Origin of the sequence: Enterobacter cloacae complex sp. EB5 (genome assembly GCF_031432835.1) — a bacterium.
Taxonomy (GTDB): domain Bacteria; phylum Pseudomonadota; class Gammaproteobacteria; order Enterobacterales; family Enterobacteriaceae; genus Enterobacter; species Enterobacter hormaechei_C.
Genome location: NZ_CP133860.1, coordinates 476,316 through 493,091, shown reverse-complemented (window position 1 = coordinate 493,091; position 16,776 = coordinate 476,316). Strand labels below are relative to the sequence as shown.

Annotated in this window: 19 protein-coding genes; 12 read left to right on the top strand and 7 right to left on the bottom strand. The window is 55.5% G+C overall.

What is annotated here, in order from left to right; all coding sequences use genetic code 11:
- Positions 1-171 precede the first annotated feature (171 nt).
- The 5 genes from artM to RHN82_RS02420 form a co-directional block, all read right to left on the bottom strand.
- The gene (artM, locus tag RHN82_RS02440) at positions 172-840 is read right to left on the bottom strand and encodes an arginine ABC transporter permease ArtM (protein ID WP_003858369.1); all 669 of its coding nucleotides are present in this window, start codon (positions 838-840) and stop codon (positions 172-174) included.
- On the bottom strand, positions 840-1,556 hold the full coding sequence (artQ, locus tag RHN82_RS02435; protein ID WP_047051784.1) for an arginine ABC transporter permease ArtQ: 717 nt from the start codon (positions 1,554-1,556) through the stop codon (positions 840-842). The genes artM and artQ overlap by 1 nt, the downstream gene beginning before the upstream one ends.
- Before the next feature lie 6 nt (positions 1,557-1,562).
- Positions 1,563-2,294: an arginine ABC transporter substrate-binding protein ArtI gene (gene artI / locus RHN82_RS02430; RefSeq protein WP_047051785.1), complete on the bottom strand. Its 732-nt coding sequence runs from the start codon at positions 2,292-2,294 to the stop codon at positions 1,563-1,565.
- 18 nt (positions 2,295-2,312) lie between these two features.
- Positions 2,313-3,041: an arginine ABC transporter ATP-binding protein ArtP gene (artP, locus tag RHN82_RS02425; RefSeq protein WP_006809439.1), complete on the bottom strand. Its 729-nt coding sequence runs from the start codon at positions 3,039-3,041 to the stop codon at positions 2,313-2,315.
- Between the two features lie 226 nt (positions 3,042-3,267).
- A complete protein-coding gene (locus RHN82_RS02420) occupies positions 3,268-3,786 on the bottom strand; it encodes a lipoprotein (RefSeq protein ID WP_015571007.1) in 519 nt (172 codons plus the stop codon).
- Between the two features lie 97 nt (positions 3,787-3,883).
- Here RHN82_RS02420 and RHN82_RS02415 point away from each other — a divergent pair, with 97 nt between their 5' ends.
- The 3 genes from RHN82_RS02415 to RHN82_RS02405 all read left to right on the top strand — a co-directional run bounded on the left by RHN82_RS02415 (position 3,884) and on the right by RHN82_RS02405 (position 5,927).
- Positions 3,884-4,207, top strand: a complete 324-nt coding sequence (locus tag RHN82_RS02415) for a heavy metal-binding domain-containing protein (protein WP_003858361.1) — start codon at positions 3,884-3,886, stop codon at positions 4,205-4,207.
- On the top strand, positions 4,204-5,034 hold the full coding sequence (locus RHN82_RS02410) for an N-acetylmuramoyl-L-alanine amidase (protein ID WP_047051786.1): 831 nt from the start codon (positions 4,204-4,206) through the stop codon (positions 5,032-5,034). The genes RHN82_RS02415 and RHN82_RS02410 overlap by 4 nt, the downstream gene beginning before the upstream one ends.
- Before the next feature lie 269 nt (positions 5,035-5,303).
- A complete protein-coding gene (locus RHN82_RS02405) occupies positions 5,304-5,927 on the top strand; it encodes a helix-turn-helix domain-containing protein (RefSeq protein ID WP_048981977.1) in 624 nt (207 codons plus the stop codon).
- 3 nt (positions 5,928-5,930) lie between these two features.
- Here RHN82_RS02405 and RHN82_RS02400 read toward each other — a convergent pair whose 3' ends face one another.
- Positions 5,931-6,563: a hypothetical protein gene (locus RHN82_RS02400; RefSeq protein WP_047051787.1), complete on the bottom strand. Its 633-nt coding sequence runs from the start codon at positions 6,561-6,563 to the stop codon at positions 5,931-5,933.
- Positions 6,563-8,125, bottom strand: a complete 1,563-nt coding sequence (locus RHN82_RS02395) for an ExeA family protein (RefSeq protein WP_047051788.1) — start codon at positions 8,123-8,125, stop codon at positions 6,563-6,565. The genes RHN82_RS02400 and RHN82_RS02395 overlap by 1 nt, the downstream gene beginning before the upstream one ends.
- A 300-nt stretch (positions 8,126-8,425) precedes the next feature.
- On the opposite strand from RHN82_RS02395, the gene gspC reads away from it, so the two are divergent.
- The 9 genes from gspC to gspK are packed head-to-tail and all read left to right on the top strand — an operon-like array spanning position 8,426 to position 16,762.
- Positions 8,426-9,157 (top strand): type II secretion system protein GspC, encoded by a 732-nt coding sequence (gene gspC, locus RHN82_RS02390; protein WP_047051789.1) that lies wholly within the window; start codon positions 8,426-8,428, stop codon positions 9,155-9,157.
- Between the two features lie 13 nt (positions 9,158-9,170).
- On the top strand, positions 9,171-11,087 hold the full coding sequence (gspD, locus tag RHN82_RS02385; protein ID WP_047051790.1) for a type II secretion system secretin GspD: 1,917 nt from the start codon (positions 9,171-9,173) through the stop codon (positions 11,085-11,087).
- 14 nt (positions 11,088-11,101) lie between these two features.
- The gene (gene gspE, locus RHN82_RS02380) at positions 11,102-12,580 is read left to right on the top strand and encodes a type II secretion system ATPase GspE (RefSeq protein WP_047051791.1); all 1,479 of its coding nucleotides are present in this window, start codon (positions 11,102-11,104) and stop codon (positions 12,578-12,580) included.
- The gene (gene gspF / locus RHN82_RS02375; RefSeq protein WP_047051792.1) at positions 12,580-13,788 is read left to right on the top strand and encodes a type II secretion system inner membrane protein GspF; all 1,209 of its coding nucleotides are present in this window, start codon (positions 12,580-12,582) and stop codon (positions 13,786-13,788) included. The genes gspE and gspF overlap by 1 nt, the downstream gene beginning before the upstream one ends.
- A gap of 3 nt (positions 13,789-13,791) precedes the next feature.
- A complete protein-coding gene (gene gspG / locus RHN82_RS02370) occupies positions 13,792-14,241 on the top strand; it encodes a type II secretion system major pseudopilin GspG (RefSeq protein ID WP_047051793.1) in 450 nt (149 codons plus the stop codon).
- On the top strand, positions 14,241-14,726 hold the full coding sequence (gene gspH / locus RHN82_RS02365; protein WP_047051794.1) for a type II secretion system minor pseudopilin GspH: 486 nt from the start codon (positions 14,241-14,243) through the stop codon (positions 14,724-14,726). Before gspG ends, gspH begins: the two co-directional genes overlap by 1 nt.
- On the top strand, positions 14,719-15,099 hold the full coding sequence (gspI, locus tag RHN82_RS02360) for a type II secretion system minor pseudopilin GspI (RefSeq protein ID WP_045348025.1): 381 nt from the start codon (positions 14,719-14,721) through the stop codon (positions 15,097-15,099). Before gspH ends, gspI begins: the two co-directional genes overlap by 8 nt.
- Entirely contained in the window at positions 15,096-15,755 is a 660-nt protein-coding gene (gene gspJ, locus RHN82_RS02355; RefSeq protein ID WP_059347438.1) for a type II secretion system minor pseudopilin GspJ, read from the top strand. Before gspI ends, gspJ begins: the two co-directional genes overlap by 4 nt.
- Positions 15,752-16,762 carry a type II secretion system minor pseudopilin GspK gene (gspK, locus tag RHN82_RS02350; RefSeq protein ID WP_047051795.1) on the top strand — a complete coding sequence of 337 codons (1,011 nt, stop codon included), beginning with the start codon at positions 15,752-15,754 and terminating at the stop codon, positions 16,760-16,762. The genes gspJ and gspK overlap by 4 nt, the downstream gene beginning before the upstream one ends.
- Positions 16,763-16,776: the final 14 nt, after the last annotated feature.

Below are 16,776 nucleotides of genomic sequence, written 5' to 3'. Positions count from 1 at the left end.
TGCTCCCGTCTGTCTTGTCATTATGCGCCGTGTCTGCGGCATGGATGTACAATGCCACTCAATGAATTTATATGCAATAAATATGATTAAATATTATTTAATGCATAAAAAAAATGCGGATAACCCATCAGGTTATCCGCACCGTAACAACAGCTTTATGCATTAAGACGATTAATTTCTGCGCTCAAACGCCAGCGCCTTACGCTCGATAAGACGCATCATCAGGGTCAGCAGACCGTTGACCACCAGATAGACCAGACCCGCCGCACCGAACACCATTACGTCGTAGGTGCGTCCGTACAGCAGCTGTCCATGGCCCATCACTTCCATCAGGGTGATGGTGTAGGCCAGAGAGGTACTTTTGAACACCAGAACGACTTCGTTGGAATAGGAAGAGAGCGCGCGCTTAAAGGCATAAGGCAGCAGGATCGCCAGCGTATCCTTCTTGCTCATGCCCAGCGCTCCGCAGGACTGCCACTGGCCTTCCGGGATCGCGCGGATCGCACCGTAGAACAACTGCGTGGTATAGGCCGCGCTGTTCAGGGAGAGTGCAATCAGGGCGCAGAGCCATGGCTCAGAGAGCAGATGCCAGATAACCGGATATTCCTGTAACGACGGGAACTGGCCCGGGCCGTAGTAAATCAGGAAGATCTGCACCAGCAGCGGCGTACCGGTAAAGAGCGTAATGTAGCCACGGACAATCCACACCAGCACCGGCGTTTTCAGCGTCAGGACGATGGTGAAGATCAGCGCCAGGATCAGCGCCACGATGATAGACGCGACGGTCAGCGTCAGGCTGGTGTGCAGCCCTTTCATCAGTTCGGGTAAATAATCCAGCATCAGCCTGGTCTCCGTTCAAAACGCGTTGCGCGCAGATCAATACGCTTCAGAACGTACTGGCTCAGCAACGTGATCACCAGGTAGATCGCCGCCGCCACAATGTACCAGGTAAACGGCTCCTGCGTACGGGTGGCGATACTTTTGGTTTGCAACATCAAATCGTTCACGCTGATCAGGCTTACCAGCGCGGTATCTTTCAGCAGCACCAGCCACTGATTACCCAGCCCTGGCAGGGCATGACGCCACATCTGCGGCATCACCAGGCGGAAGAAGATCGCCGCTTTCGACAGGCCCAGCGCCTGACCGGATTCCCACTGACCCTGCGGTACCGCTTTCAGCGCGCCGCGCAGCGTTTGTGACGCATAGGCTGAATAGAGCAGGGAGAGCGCAAGCACGCCGCACAGGAACGGGCTGACGTCGAAGTTCTCAATCTGCATCTGCACCGGGATCTGCGCAAAGCCGAGATGAATCGTGAAGCCGTCCGACAGCGTTAACAGCAGCTGTGAGGAGCCGAAATAGATAAACAGGACCACCAGAATTTCCGGCAGTCCACGCAGCACAGTCACCAGCGCTGAACCGAGCCATGCGACAGGGCGCCACTTAACGGACTCCCACACCGCAAAGAACATCGCTAGTACGAGGCCGATAATCAGTGCACAAACGGCAAGGCCGACGGTCATCCCGGCGGCGCTTGCTAAAGGAAAAATTTCATTCATCAGGAATTACTTCTGGAACCATTTTTTGTAGATGGTTTCGTAGGTGCCGTCTTTCTTCACTTTTTCCAGCGCAGCGTTGAATTTCTGCTGCAACTCGGTGTTGCCCTGACGTACGGCAATGCCCAGACCTGTACCGAAGTAGTCTTTATCGGTCACCTTGTCACCTACGGCGGCCAGCTTGTCGTTCGCTTTCAGCCATTCAGTCACGACAGCCGTATCCCCGAACACCGCATCGATACGACCGTTTTGCAGGTCCAGCTTCGCATTCTGGTAGCTGTCATACGGCACGGTGGTGATTTCCGGATGCTTATCCATGATGAATTTCTGGTGCGTGGTGCCGTTCTGTACGCCGACTTTCTTACCTTTCAGCAGGTTAACGGAGGCGTATTTACCTTTCTGACCGATGAACAGCGCCGAGTTGTCATAGTAAGGGGTGGTGAACAGAACCTGCTTTTCACGCTCCGGAGTGATGTCCATACCGGCCATTACGGCGTCGATACGGCGGAACTTCAGGCTTGGGATCAGGCTGTCGAACGCCTGGTTGCTGAAGGTACAGGTCGCGTCGATCTCTTTACACAGGGCATTTGCCAGGTCCACGTCGAAGCCAACAATCTTGTTGTTCGCATCAATGGATTCAAACGGAGGGTAGGACGCTTCAGTGGCGAAACGGATGGTCTGGGCTGCGGTAGCGGAAAGGCTGACGCTAGCAAGCAGCGCGGCAATCAATACTTTTTTCATTATAGTTTCCCTAACACATCAGTGTGATAAGTAGTTTTTGAAGGCATCGGTTTGCGGGTTAGTGAAGCAGCTTGCGTCACCCTGCTCAACGATATACCCGTTTTCCATATAGACCACGCGGCTGGCGGTTTTGCGCGCCACTTCCACCTCGTGGGTCACGATGACCTGGGTAATGTTGGTTTCCGCCAGCTCACGAATGATGCTCACGATCTGGGCGGTAATTTCCGGGTCCAGCGCCGCGGTCGGCTCGTCAAACAGCAGCACCGCGGGCTCCATCATCAGCGCACGGGCGATCGCCACACGCTGTTGCTGACCACCAGAGAGATGTAAAGGATACCGGTCGCTGTACGGTTTCAGACGCAGACGTTCCAGCAGCTTTTCCGCACGCGCCATCGCCTGGTCTTTGCTTAAGCCAAGCACGCGGCACGGGGCTTCAATCAGGTTTTGCACCACCGTCAGATGCGGCCAGAGATTGTATTGCTGGAAAACCATGCCCACGTTTTGACGCAGTTCACGAATCGCTTTATCAGACGGGGTTTTCGCGAAGTCAAAATGGTTACCGGCGATGGCCAGCGTCCCCGAACGGGGCATTTCAAGCAGATTAAGAACACGCAGAAGGGAGCTTTTTCCCGCGCCGCTTGGGCCGAGCAAAACCAGCGTTTCGCCCTCCGGGCAACTCAGCGTAATGTCGAACAGCGCCTGGTGTGCGCCGTAGAAGCAGTTAATGCCGTTTAGTTTAATACTCATCGGGGCAGTCTTTACTCATCCAGGCAAACTATAGCAATTGAGGCCGCAGATAGTACCGTTGACAGAATAGTTATGCAATATTTCTGCGTTAAAAGTTAAATATAACCCGTATTTCCTCTTAAACATAGCACAAAATAGCGACGGGAAAGGGGGGCGAGTATAAATGTCGGCATTCCGCATGAAATGCCGGACATTTTACGGGGTTAACGTTTATTTAACGGATACGTTAGCGGTTCTCGATCGACTGGCGAAGGGTGCCAGCCGGGGCATGAACGCTGCCGCCAATGTAGCGCACATCGTCTATTGCCCAGCACTGGCCTTCACGGATCATCAGCACCTCATCCTGCCAGGTTTGCGTCCCCTGGGTTAGCTTCACGCGCAGGGGAATATTGCGCGCGTCGGTATTCGGAATGGTGGATGCGCTGGCAACGTCGGCGCTGTCCGGCAGCGTGGCGCGGCTGGAGAACGGATCGGATGACAGCAGGGCGTTATGCTGCGGATCGCGCGAAGCGTCGGTGAGCAGTTTCGCCAGATTATCGCTCAGGTACGGGCGCAGGGCGGTCAGGTCATTACCGCGATGCTGAATACGGTAATCATAGAATTGTTGCGCCACGGCGTCCGGGCCACCCTCAATACAAGGGCCGCTGCGGGTTCCGATATCCTTAAAGGCTGGCGTGACCGGCGTTGTGCAGGCGCTGAGCACCAGCGCGCATGGCACTAAAAGCGTTAAAGCAGAGTAGCGCATGTTGATTTCCTTATTTATTAACTATCCTTTCAATCATAGCGTAACGAACCGATAATGCTGTCGCTAACGCATTGAACGCTAAAGAAGGAGAGAAAGTATGCAATTTTCAACAACGCCAACCCTGGAAGGTCAACCGATTACCGAGTACTGCGGCGTGGTCACCGGTGAGGCGATTCTGGGCGCGAACATTTTCCGCGATTTCTTTGCCGGCATTCGGGATATCGTCGGGGGGCGTTCCGGCGCGTACGAGAAAGAGCTGCGTAAAGCGCGTGACATTGCGTTTAAGGAGCTGGGCGAGCAGGCCAAAGCGCTGGGCGCGGATGCGGTGGTAGGCATTGATATCGACTACGAAACGGTCGGGAAAGATGCCAGCATGCTGATGGTAAGCGTAAGCGGCACGGCGGTGAAAACCCGTCGATGAAGCGTTCGCTCTCAACCCTCCTGCTGGCGATGTTGCTGGCAGGATGCGCCTCGGAAGAGGGCATCATTGATAAAGGCGCGTACGAGCTGGATACGCGCCATCAGGCGCAGGCGGCCTACCCGCGTATAAAAGTGCTGGTTATTCACTACACCGCCGACGATTTCGACACCTCGCTTGCGACCCTGACCGATAAGAACGTCAGCTCTCACTATCTCATCCCCGCAAAGCCCCCGGCTCCGCAGGGCAAACCGCGTATCTGGCAGCTGGTCCCGGAGAGCGAGCTGGCCTGGCATGCGGGCATCAGCTTCTGGCGTGGCACCAACCGCATAAATGATACCTCCGTCGGCATTGAGCTGGAAAACCGCGGCTGGCGGAAAACCGATGGCGTGAAAACCTTTACCCCCTTCGAACCGGGGCAAATTGCGGCGCTGATCCCGCTTGCCAGAGACATCATCGCCCGCTACGACATTAAACCGCAGAACGTGGTGGCACACTCGGATATCGCCCCGCAGCGTAAAGACGATCCTGGCCCGCTGTTTCCGTGGCGCGAGCTGGCGCAGCAGGGGATCGGGGCCTGGCCCGATCCGGCGCGCGTGAATTTTTATATCAACGGGCGACCGCATTATCAGCAGGTTGATACCGCAGCACTGCTCGATCTGCTGGCGCGCTACGGTTACGAGGTGCCAGAAAACAGCACGCCCGCACAGCAAAAACGCATCATCATGGTTTTCCAGATGCATTTCCGTCCGCAGTTATGGAATGGCGTCGCGGATGTGGAAACTATGGCGATTGCCGAAGCACTTTTAGAGAAATACGGGCAGGGGTAAACCTTCGGATTACCCCCGAATGGGTATATTTTCTTAGGTTTCTATCAGATTAATCCTAAGTACAAACTCATTTCATTTTTAGTTAATTGACTTAAAATTATCCCGATTTAAGATGGACACATAGCGCGCTAAGTAATGTAGCGAATTAATCAAAAACTTTACTCTTTTATTTTTATTCTTGAAATTTTCATCAGGTAAAAATTTATGGTTCGGCGTTAACGCCGCGGCCATCTTATTTTAAAAAATCACATCTTGAATCGGGTATAACAATGTTAAGCATCTATGGAAAAAAATTACGTCCACAATATGAAATGGAAAGAATTATTTCTGCAACCGCAGGCGTTGAAGAAAAAACGTTAAAGAAATGGCAGAAAATTTCCACTTCTGATTCCGGGTACATTCATGTCATCGTCAGCGGCGAAGTTGAATTTCGACGTGAATCTGACGAACTGTGCATGTTCACCGTCACCGGGCAATGCCTTTTCGGTCTGTCGTCAATGTATTACAACGCCACCCATATGTACGGCCTTGTCCGGACGAATACGGTCGTTCGCTCGATCAAGAAAGAGGTCTTCGCCCAGTTGATGACCGAAAAAAATCTGTGGCCTGACCTGACTAAAGTCCTGTCCTGGTACATATGCCTGATGAGCAAACGTGATGATGTTCTGGTTGCCCGCAGTGCGTATTCTGTTGTTCGTGAATTTTTATATGAGATTAACGATCTGACTGTTCATCAGCAACGTGATATTAACGTTTATGATTACATTCAGGAATACACTAACCTCGCACGTAGCACCATTATCAAAATCCTCTCCGACCTGAAAAAAGGTCAATATATTGTGGTGGAAAAAGGACGACTGCTTAACCTTACCGCACTGCCTGAAAAATATTAATGCCTACTCCCGCCGTTCTTCTTTTTCACTGAAAGGGGAACGGCTATTTCCACTGTTTTTTACACTCGCTTGTGAATTATCCTGCGTTTCGTCAACCGGCGGCGCGGGAATTTTTCCTTGAGAATAATCCTGCTCCTGCTCTTTTAACGCCTGCTTAAATAATTCTGTTAATGATGACTCTTCACTGCTCGCGCTGACGGGAGCGATATCGTGCTCATGCGCCTCGGTTCCGGGTAAGGTATCCCGCGAGGTATCGTGCGGCACCGCGCCGTCGGGCGCCTGCTGCCAGTCGGCATCATCACTGTTGATCGGCAGATCCTGCATCGGTGGAACATCAACAGGCACTGGCGCAACTTTAGGCTGCGGATGCGGGAACGGTTTACTCACGTACACGTAATGCATTTCCGAAAGCTGCGTTTCCGGTTTGGCAACGCTGGCGTTGACCGGTTCAGGCGCCGGGTGGCGCAGGTTCCAGTAGACGTGCATATACAGGCCGACAACCAGCATGGCGCAAAGCCCGACCAGCCATAACGCCGTTTTGCCGAATACGTTTTTCAGGCTGGGGAGGCGGTACGAAAACCAGACCGCTTCCCCGGTTGTATAGCTGCGCTGGGCCGCAAGACAGATGGTCGACATTAGGCTTTCTTCTCCTGCATTTTCGCGTCCGGGGTGGTGCGGGTGGCCTGAATCAGTACGCTCGGCGTGCTGTTGGTCACGCGCATCAGCTGCATCAGCGTATCTTCGCCGGGGATACCATCCACGTGCAGATGCATTTTTTGCTGGAACTCGCGGGTGCGTTTCATCATCTCTGCGGTCCAGATCCGGGCATGCGTTTCGGGCTGGTTCAGCGCCAGGCTTAATTGCTGATCCAGCCAGGCCATGTCTTTGCTGTCGCTGGCCGCGCCGATCGCGTCTTTACCTTCCGGTGTCAGGCGGTGCAGCTGGGTGAAGTTGCCGGTCGCGTGTCGGTTAAACCAGCTGCGGCTCACCTGCCAGGTCCGGTTATTCATTAACAGGTCAATGGACGTCTCTCCGACCCTGGCGACCACCGCATAGTTAAGATGGTCGCTGGTTTTCAGTTCACTGACCCACGGATACCCTTCCTGCGCCAGCGTCTCCGGCGATGCGTTCCCCTGTTTACACATCAGATTCACTTTGGCGGCGTTCTGGCACAGCGCATCTTCAGCCGAGGCGTCATACCCCCACATGAGATAAAGCTGATGCATCGCATCCGGCTGATTAACCATTTCGTTGTCGATAACCGGCACTACGGCTGCCTCAGGTTTTGGCGTCTGCTGTTTCCAGCTGACGGGCACCGGCAGCTGGAACGGCAGGCGCGCGCCGATCGACGAGGAAAAATACCAGCCGCAGGCGGCAAACAGCACGGATGCAAACAGCCCCACGGTCGCCAGGCGCTTACCGTGTTTTTGGGCGGGCAGGATCTCTCCCGCCGCCAGACGTAAATGGCGTGGGCTGACCTGCGCCGCGCGTTCCGTCCAGGCGGCGAGCATTGACAGGTGTGCCAGTTCGTTCAGTTTGCTGATGTTGCCTTTGGTCAGCGTGTGCATTTTGCGCACGCGGGCAGGCGGCAACGGCGAATGTTCACAGCCGTGCTCTTCGCACTGCGCCTGCACATAGCTCAGGTATTCGCGGCAGGTGAGGGGGCGCAGGACATGATGGGTGTGCGTATATTCGCGCAGTTCAGGTTGCTTTAGCAGGCGTTCCTGATCCGCCGTGCCCGTCAGCACCACGGCGAGCCGGAAGTTCAGCTCCTGGGCGCGCGTGAGCAACGTTCCCAGGACTTCACGGCAGCTCTCCTTCATGGCTTCGGAATGGGCGATCGTCAGCACTCGGGATTTTGCTTTCCCCTCCTGCCACTGGCGCAGGACGGCATCCACCGCTTGCATGCGATCTTTAATCGCTTTCGTTCCCGGGTTGAGTTTGTACAGCAGGCTACTGGAACTCAGTTTGGGAAATGCGTTGATGGCAAGAACGGTAGGGTTGCTGGCTTTCAGCGCGTCGATGAAGTGGCTCAGAAGCGGAGCATCGTCGCAAAAAAGCCCGATAATTCCCGCCAGCTGGGTTTTCTCTTTCAGCAGGTTGAACACGTCCTGATGATAAGGCACCAGAAAATCACCGGATAAACGGGTGATTGTCCTGAATGGCGGATTTTTAAAATTAAAGTGGCTCTGATACATAACGACTGACCGTCTCTGATTAGGAATAGCAACAGCAGCAGAAAGTAAGGTAATCCCCCTGAGCGGTCAATTTGCAGACAGGGTAAAAATATCCAGCTGGCCGCGCCTAACATCTGGATTTTATACGGTCAATATTTTTCTGTATGAAAGTTGGTGGCGAAGTCAGTGGTCGTATTTGCAACAGCTTATTACTATTTTCCTCCATATTGGCGCAGTATGACGCTGCTTATTTTTGCTTTGCTATAGGCCGGATAAAAAATGAGGTTCTCATTTCTGTCACGGTGGATAACGCCTTGTATTATGTTTGTGCTGCTCATTTTTAGCGGCCAGCAAGGGTATCTCACCTTAAAAGATTATAAAAAAGTTACGAATAAGTTGGCTAAATCTGATCTACAGCCGCTGAAAAAAGCGCGCGAAGAGAAACCCTTCACGCTTTTTACGGCTGCCGTCCGTCAGGAGAACTTACCGGATGCGGCAAAAGCCCCGCTGGCAGCGGAGGTAGAGGGCATTGTACGCAGTGATGACGCCTGGCTCTCCTTCGCTGTTATCAAAACCCCAGGCGGTCAGCGAAGCTACCGTGAGGGTGAACCTCTCGCCGGATTTAACGACGCATTTATTCAGGAAATAAACAAAGATAATGTGGTGGTTAATTATGAAGGTGCTACGCAGGTACTGGCGTTAAATAAACCGGACTATTTTAAGGGTGGCGTGGATAGCGGCCCGGTTACAAAATCGACGAAAGATGCTGGCGCAGACAGTTTGCATCTTGATGATTATCTGGTGTTAAAACCCATCATTGAAAAAGGCCGACTGGAAGGCTACAGGATAAATCCAAGGAATGCCTCCGCCTTTTACAGTCAGTCAGGTCTGGAAAAAGGCGATGTGGCGATTCAGGTTAACTCTGTCGATATGACCGATGAAGCAAAAGCGAAAAGCATTATTGCCAACTGGTCGAAAATGAAAGAAGCGGAGGTCGTCGTACGGCGTCACGCTCACCTTGAAAATATTCGGGTTAATGTTCTAAACAATTAACAAGTGTGCAGACATGAAAAAATTTCCCTGGGCGTGCGTGGCGCTGACCGCATTGTCGTTATATTCCGGTTCGCTGCTTGCAGCTAACTTTAGCGCGAGTTTTAAAAATACTGATATTCGCGAGTTTATCGATACGGTAGGTCGCAATCTCAACAAAACCATTCTGGTCGACCCGTCCGTCCAGGGAACCGTCTCGGTCCGAACCTACAACGTGCTGACGGAAGATGAGTACTACCAGTTCTTTCTGAGCGTGCTGGATCTCTATGGCCTGTCGGTGATCCCGATGGACAACGGCATGGTCAAAGTGGTGCGCTCAAGCGTGGCGCGTACCGCCGGTGCGCCGCTGGCTGACAGCAAGAACCCGGGCAAAGGTGACGAGATCATCACCCGCGTGGTGCGCATGGAAAACGTACCCGTTCGCGAACTGGCCCCGCTGCTGCGTCAGCTCAACGATGCCACCGGCATCGGGAACGTGGTGCACTTTGAGCCGTCCAACGTCCTGCTGTTAACCGGTAAAGCCTCGGTGGTGAACCGCCTGGTGGATCTGGTGCAGCGCGTCGATAAAGACGGCATTCAGCGCCGCGAAATCGTCCCGCTGCGCTTTGCCTCTGCCAAAGAGCTTTCGGAAATGTTGAATAACCTCAACAACGAAGAGCAGAAAGGACAGAACGCGCCGCAGCTGGCGACCAAGGTGGTGGCGGATGACGAAACCAACAGCCTGGTGATCAGCGGTTCGGAAGATGCGCGGGCGCGTACCCGTTCCCTTATCCATCAGCTGGATCGCGAGCAGAATAACGAGGGGAACACCCGCGTCTTCTACCTCAAATATGCCAGCGCCACCAAAGTGGTGCCGGTGCTGACCGGGATTGGCGAGCAGCTGAAAGACAAGCCGGGCGCGGCCAAAGCGAAAACCGCGAGCGCCTCAACCGACCTGAATATTACCGCCGACGAGTCAACTAACTCCCTGGTGATCACCGCGCAGCCTAACGTGATGAACTCCCTGGAGAAGGTGATCGACAAGCTGGATATTCGCCGTCCGCAGGTGCTGGTGGAAGCGATCATTGCCGAAGTGCAGGACGGCAACGGCCTGGATCTTGGCGTGCAGTGGACCAGCAAACACGGCGGCGTGCAGTTTGGCTCAACCGGCCTGCCAATCAGCCAGATCAAAAATGGCACCATGAAGGGGGCGAGCTTCACTGGCCTGGCAACCGGCTTCTTCAACGGTGATTTCGGTGCGCTGATGACCGCGCTCTCTACCGACGGTAAAAACGACATCCTCTCCACGCCAAGCGTGGTCACGCTGGATAACAAAGAAGCGTCGTTCAACGTCGGTCAGGATGTGCCGGTGCTTTCCGGTTCGCAAACCACCAGCGGCGACAACGTGTTTAACTCCGTTGAGCGTAAAACCGTGGGGACCAAGCTGAAGATTGTGCCGCAAATCAACGATGGCGACATGATCCACCTGAAGATTGAGCAGGAAGTGTCCAGCGTTGACAACAGCGCGACGGAAGATTCCAGCCTCGGCCCAACCTTCAACACGCGCACGATCAATAACGAAGTGATGGTCCACAGCGGTCAGACGGTGGTGCTCGGCGGCCTGATGGAAAATGTGACCAAACAGTCGGTCTCCAAAGTGCCGCTGCTGGGCGATATCCCGCTGGTCGGTCAGCTGTTCCGCTACACCTCGCAGGATACCTCCAAACGCAACCTGATGGTGTTTATTCATACCACCGTCCTGCGTGACGACGACAACTACAGCGCAGCCTCGAAAGAGAAATATGACCAGATCCGGGTGCGCCAGATGCAGCGAGCGGAAGAGAAGAAGCTGGGCATTATTGAACCGACGGATAACGCCGTACTGCCAGCGTTCCCTGCCGCCAGCGCCGCACCCGCGAAAACCTCCGCGGCACGCAATCCGTTCAAAGAGTAAGGCGGAGGGATACCGTGGACGAACTGAGTAAAACCCTGTGTAGCAGCAACTACGCAAAAGATAACGGCGTTCTGCTTTACAACAATGACGTCTATATCCGTGAGGACACCCCGGCATTAGCACTGCTGGAGGTGCGCCGGGTGCTGGGACGCGCGTTCGTCCCGATCACCCTGGCGCCGGAAGCGTTTGACGAGATGCTGGCTAAAATCTGGCAGCAGAGCAGCGGCGTGTCGCAGCAGCTGGTGGACGATATGGACGCGGATATCGATCTGATGGCGTTAACCGAGGAGATCCCGGATAACGAAGATCTGCTCGATAACGACGAAAACTCGCCGGTGATCCGCCTGATCAACGCCATTCTCGGCGAGGCGGTAAAGGACGGCGCGTCGGATATTCATATCGAAACCTTCGAGCGCACCCTGAGCATTCGCTTTCGCGTTGACGGCGTGCTGCGCCCGGTGCTGCAACCGGCGCGTAAGCTCGCCCCGCTGCTGGTGTCGCGTATCAAGGTCATGTCGAAACTGGACATCGCCGAAAAACGTCTGCCGCAGGATGGCCGTATCTCTCTGCGCATCGGTCGCAAGGCCATCGACGTGCGTGTGTCGACTATTCCGTCCCAGTACGGCGAGCGCGTGGTGATGCGCCTGCTCGATAAAAGCAATCTCAAGCCCGACATCAACAAGCTGGGGCTGATTGATGAAGAGCTGGAGAAGCTGAAAGGGCTGATCGACCGCCCACACGGGATCATCCTCGTTACCGGCCCGACGGGTTCCGGTAAAAGTACCACGCTGTACGCCATACTCTCGGCGCTGAACGGCCACGAACGCAACATTCTGACCGTGGAAGATCCGATTGAGTACGAGCTGGAAGGGGTGGGGCAGACGCAGGTTAACCCGCGCGTGGACATGACCTTTGCCCGCGGGCTGCGCGCCATTCTGCGTCAGGACCCGGACGTGGTGATGATCGGGGAAATTCGCGACGGTGAGACCGCCCAGATTGCGGTGCAGGCGTCGCTGACCGGTCACCTGGTGATGTCGACGCTGCACACCAACAGTGCCGCAGGGGCGATAACCCGTCTGCGGGATATGGGGCTGGAGTCGTTTTTAATCGGTTCATCGCTGCTCGGTGTCATTGCCCAGCGTCTGGTGCGTCGGCTGTGTACGCACTGCCGCACCACCAGTCCGCTGGACGCCAATGAAAAAGCGCTGTTCAGCTTTATGGACGCGCCGCCAAAAGCGATTTACCGCGCGGTGGGGTGCGAACACTGCCGTCAGAGCGGCTATCAGGGCCGCGCCGGTATCCATGAATTTCTGGTGGTGGACAGCGCCATGCGCCGCGCCATCCATGAAGATAAGGACGAAATGTCCCTCGAAACGCAGCTCTTTAAGCAGGCCTACAGCCTGCGTGAAAACGGGTTGCTGAAGGTGATTAGCGGCGTGACGTCTCTGGAAGAAGTCATGCGCGTCACCGCCGAGCGTGGGGGGGATGCGTAATGGCTTTCTACGCCTGGACAGCGACGGATGCCGCGGGGAAAACCCAGCGCGGGACGTTACAGGCCGAGGGGCAGAAGCAGGTTCGCCAGTGGCTTCGCGAGCAAAAGCTGATACCCGTCAGCATCACCGAAACCCGCGAGGCGGCGGCAGGCGGGAAAGCGAAAACCGGGGCGAAGCTCTCCACCCCGGTACTGTCGATGTTTACCCGTCAGCTTTCGACGCTGGTCAACGCCGCGCTGCCGCTGGAGAGCGCGCTGAAGGCGATCTCAAAGCAAACGGAAGACAAAAAGCTGGCGGCGATGGTGGTGGAGATCCGCGAGAAGGTGGTGGAAGGCCACACCCTGTTCGATGCCTTCAGCCAGTTTCCGCGCACCTTCGACAAGCTTTACTGCACGCTGGTGATGGCCGGGGAGAAGACCGGTCACCTGGGCGACGTGCTGGAAAAGCTGGCGGAGTACAACGAGCAGCGCCAGAAGATGAAAAGCAAGCTGACGCAGGCAATGGTCTACCCGATAACCCTCACCGTGGTCGCCATCGCGGTTATCAGCATCCTGCTGGTGGCGGTGGTGCCGCAGGTGATTGAGCAGTTCACCCACATGAAGCAGCAGCTGCCGATCACCACCCGGACGCTGATTGCGGTCAGTGATTTCCTGCAAGCCTGGGGCATTTATATTGTGGGCATTCTGGGCGGCGGCTTTATCGGCTTCAAAACCTGGCTGAGGAATGCCAAAAACCGTTTTCGCTGGCACAGCTGGCTGGTGAACGGCTCGCCGATTAAAAAGCTGGTCTGCGCCATCAACAGCGCCCGCTATATCCGTACCCTGAGCATTTTGCAGGCCAGTAGCGTGCCGCTGCTGGAGGGGATGTATATCGCGATGGACGGTATCGAAAACCTCTATGCCCGGCAGGTGCTGGAGCAGGCCGCCGACACCGTGCGCCAGGGGGCGTCGCTGTATGCGGCGCTGGAACAGGCGAAATTATTCCCGCCCACCATGCTGTATATGATTGCCTCCGGCGAAGAGAGCGGGGAATTAGGTAATTTAATGGATCGCGCGGCGGAAAACCAGGAATCGGCCTTACAACATCGAATTACATTAACGCTGTCGGTGTTTGAACCGGCGCTGGTGGTATCCATGGCGACGATTGTTTTATTCATCGTGCTGTCAATATTACAACCGCTTCTGCAACTTAATAATATGGTAGGTTAAATCATGGCTTTAAAACGTAAAAACCTGGCTCGCCAGGCGGGCTTTACATTGCTCGAATTAATGGTGGTCATTGTTATTCTCGGCGTACTGGCGAGTATGGTGGTGCCAAATTTAATGGGCAATAAAGAAAAAGCCGATACGCAAAAAGCAACCAGCGATATTGTCGCGCTCGAAGGCTCGCTGGATATGTACAAGCTGGATAACCACCGCTACCCGACCACAGAGCAGGGGTTACAGGCGCTGGTGACCAAACCTGAAATCGCGCCAATCCCGAACGGCTACCGCACGGACGGCTATATCCGTCGCCTGCCGCAGGACCCCTGGGGCAATGATTATATTCTGGTGAGCCCGGGTGAACACGGCGCGGTGGACGTCTTCTCAGCCGGTCCGGACGGCGAAGCCAATACCGCCGATGACATTACCAACTGGTCTCTGGATAAGAAAGAGAAATAATGAAAAATCAACGCGGCTTTACGTTGCTGGAAATTATTCTGGCGCTGGTGATATTTGCCAGTTGCGCCATGATGGTGGTCTCCACCATTCCTTCGCGCAGCGGCGCGGATATATTTGGCCAGCAATTAAAAGCACTCGTTGATTATGGTTCAGACCGTGCGGTGATGGACGGAAATATTGTCGGGCTGGTGATCACCACCGATAAATATCAGCTGGTGACGATCGCCGATAAAAATGGCGAGCGTCACTGGGTGCCATTATCTGCCGGACGCATTACCACCAAAGGTGATTTTCCGGAAGAGATGCACGTGTCGCTCTCGCCGCAGCGCCTGGCCGCGACGGTGACGTCCGAGCCGCAGGTGATCTTTTTACCGGACGGTGAAATCAGCCGCTTTACGCTGACGCTGCAAAGTTACGACAAACAGCACCATTTCCGCGTGGTGTCGCAAGGTGCGGCGCCGGTATCGGTAGAAAACGATGGCTAACGGTAACAAAAAGCAAAAGGGGATGACGCTGCTGGAGGTGATGGTCGCTCTGGTGATCTTCTCCACCGCCGCGCTGGCGCTGATGAACTCGGTCTCCCTGAACGTGCGTTTTACCCACGGCCTGGCCGATACCTTGCAGGCCAGTTGGGTGGCGGAAAACCAGCTGGCGGAAGCACAGCTCACGAAAACTGACTTCCCGGATGCTGAACAGCAGGGGACGGAAATCATGGGCGGGCGCAGCTGGAACTGGCGTAAGCAGCGGGTGAAAACCGCCGACAACGTTTGGGCGAATACCCTACGCGTGTATGCGGAAGGCGATGAGAGCCAGCCGGTTATTTCCCTGCGCATCATTCCGCCGGGAGAGAGCAAGTGAAGAAAACGCGACGCCAGCGCGGATTTACCCTGCTGGAAATCATGATTGCGCTGACTATCTTCGCGGTGATCAGCACCCTGGCCTGGCAAATTCTGGACGGCGCGATGCGTACCAGCTCGGCGACGGATGCCAGCGCCGCAAAGCTCAACCAGCTTCAGCGTGCCTGGAGTCTGATGGAGCGTGATTTTTTCCAGCTCCAGGCGCGCGCCCCGCGTAATGAGCCGGAGCTGTTTCGTCAGGAGGGCGATGCCCTTGAACTGACCACCCTGAATGGCGTGAGCGGAACGGTCCAGCTGGAGCGCGTGCGCTGGCGGCTGGAAGAGGGGCGTTTGTATCGCGACGTCTGGCCGGTCATTAACGGCCCGGCGGACGTTAAGCCTGACGAAGTGCCGATTGTCAGCGGCGTAAAATCATTGCAGTGGCGGTTTTATCGTCAGGGCTGGCTGACAGCCTGGCACGACGCCGCCCATCTGCCGGACGGCGTGGAGATTACGTTGACGATGGAAAACGGGGATACCTGGCGCTGGGTGTTCACCACGCCGGGTGATATGCCGGAGGTGGCCGCTGCCGCAGCGCCAGAGAAAGCCGCCGACGCGCCTGCGCCGACCCCGGATGCGGCCCCTGCGCCAGCGCCTTCGCCGGAGACCAGACCATGAAGCGGATCCGTCAACAACAGGGCGTCGCCCTGCTGGTGGTGCTGATTTTGCTGGTGATGATGTCGGCGCTGGCCGCCAAAATCAGCCAGCAGTTCTGCCGTAATTTGCAGAAAACGCATTATCAGGTAAGCCAGCAGCAGCTGCGCTGGGCGATGCAGGCCCAGGAAAAAGTGGTGAAGGACCGGTTACAGACCGACGCCAGCGGCGAGAGCAAGCCGCTGGCCCTGGACGGCGACTGGCATCAGCCGCTGGAGACGCAGGGTGAAGATTATACGGTCGTGAGCCAGGTGGAAGATGCGCAGGACTGCTTTAACGTCAATAACCTGTTGACCGCCGACGTCGCACCCCAGGGGCAAAGCGCTCCCGCGGTGGCAGAAAAACCGCGTAAAGAGCGGATTGTTGAACAACTCCTGACGGAAAGCGGCCTCAGCCCGGGCACGGCGGAGGAAGTCTATTTCCAGCTGGTGGATTATCTCGATGGTGACAGCACCACGGCGAAAGAGGGGGCCGAAAGCGATGCGTGGGCTGGCGTCGTGCCCGCGCGGCAACCGGCAAATCAGATGATGCGCAGCATCGCGGAAATCAAACTGCTGCCGGCGTTCCCTGTTACGGCGTATCCGAAGGTGAGCAAGCTGTTATGCGCGCTGCCGGATGCCGCCAGCAAGGTCGATGTCAACACCCTGCAACCGGAACAGGCCGCCGTGCTGGCGGCCATGTTCCCGGGAAAACTCACGCGGGATGACGCCGTTCGCCTGCTGGATGCGCGTCCGGAATCGGGCTGGGAAAATATGGAAGCGTTCAGCAAAGCGCTGGAGCAGGCCTTCCCGCAGTTAAAAGACGATCTCCCGCAGGTGGCGGATCAATTTTCTATAAACAGCCGGTACTTCCGCGTGAATTACACCGGCAATACCGATGAATTAACGCTTCGCGTGGTCAGCCAGCTTCAGGTGAATAACGAAGCCGGTGAGATCGTGACGTGGCAGCGTCGTTACCGAATGATTGAATAAGAAAAGTAGAACGT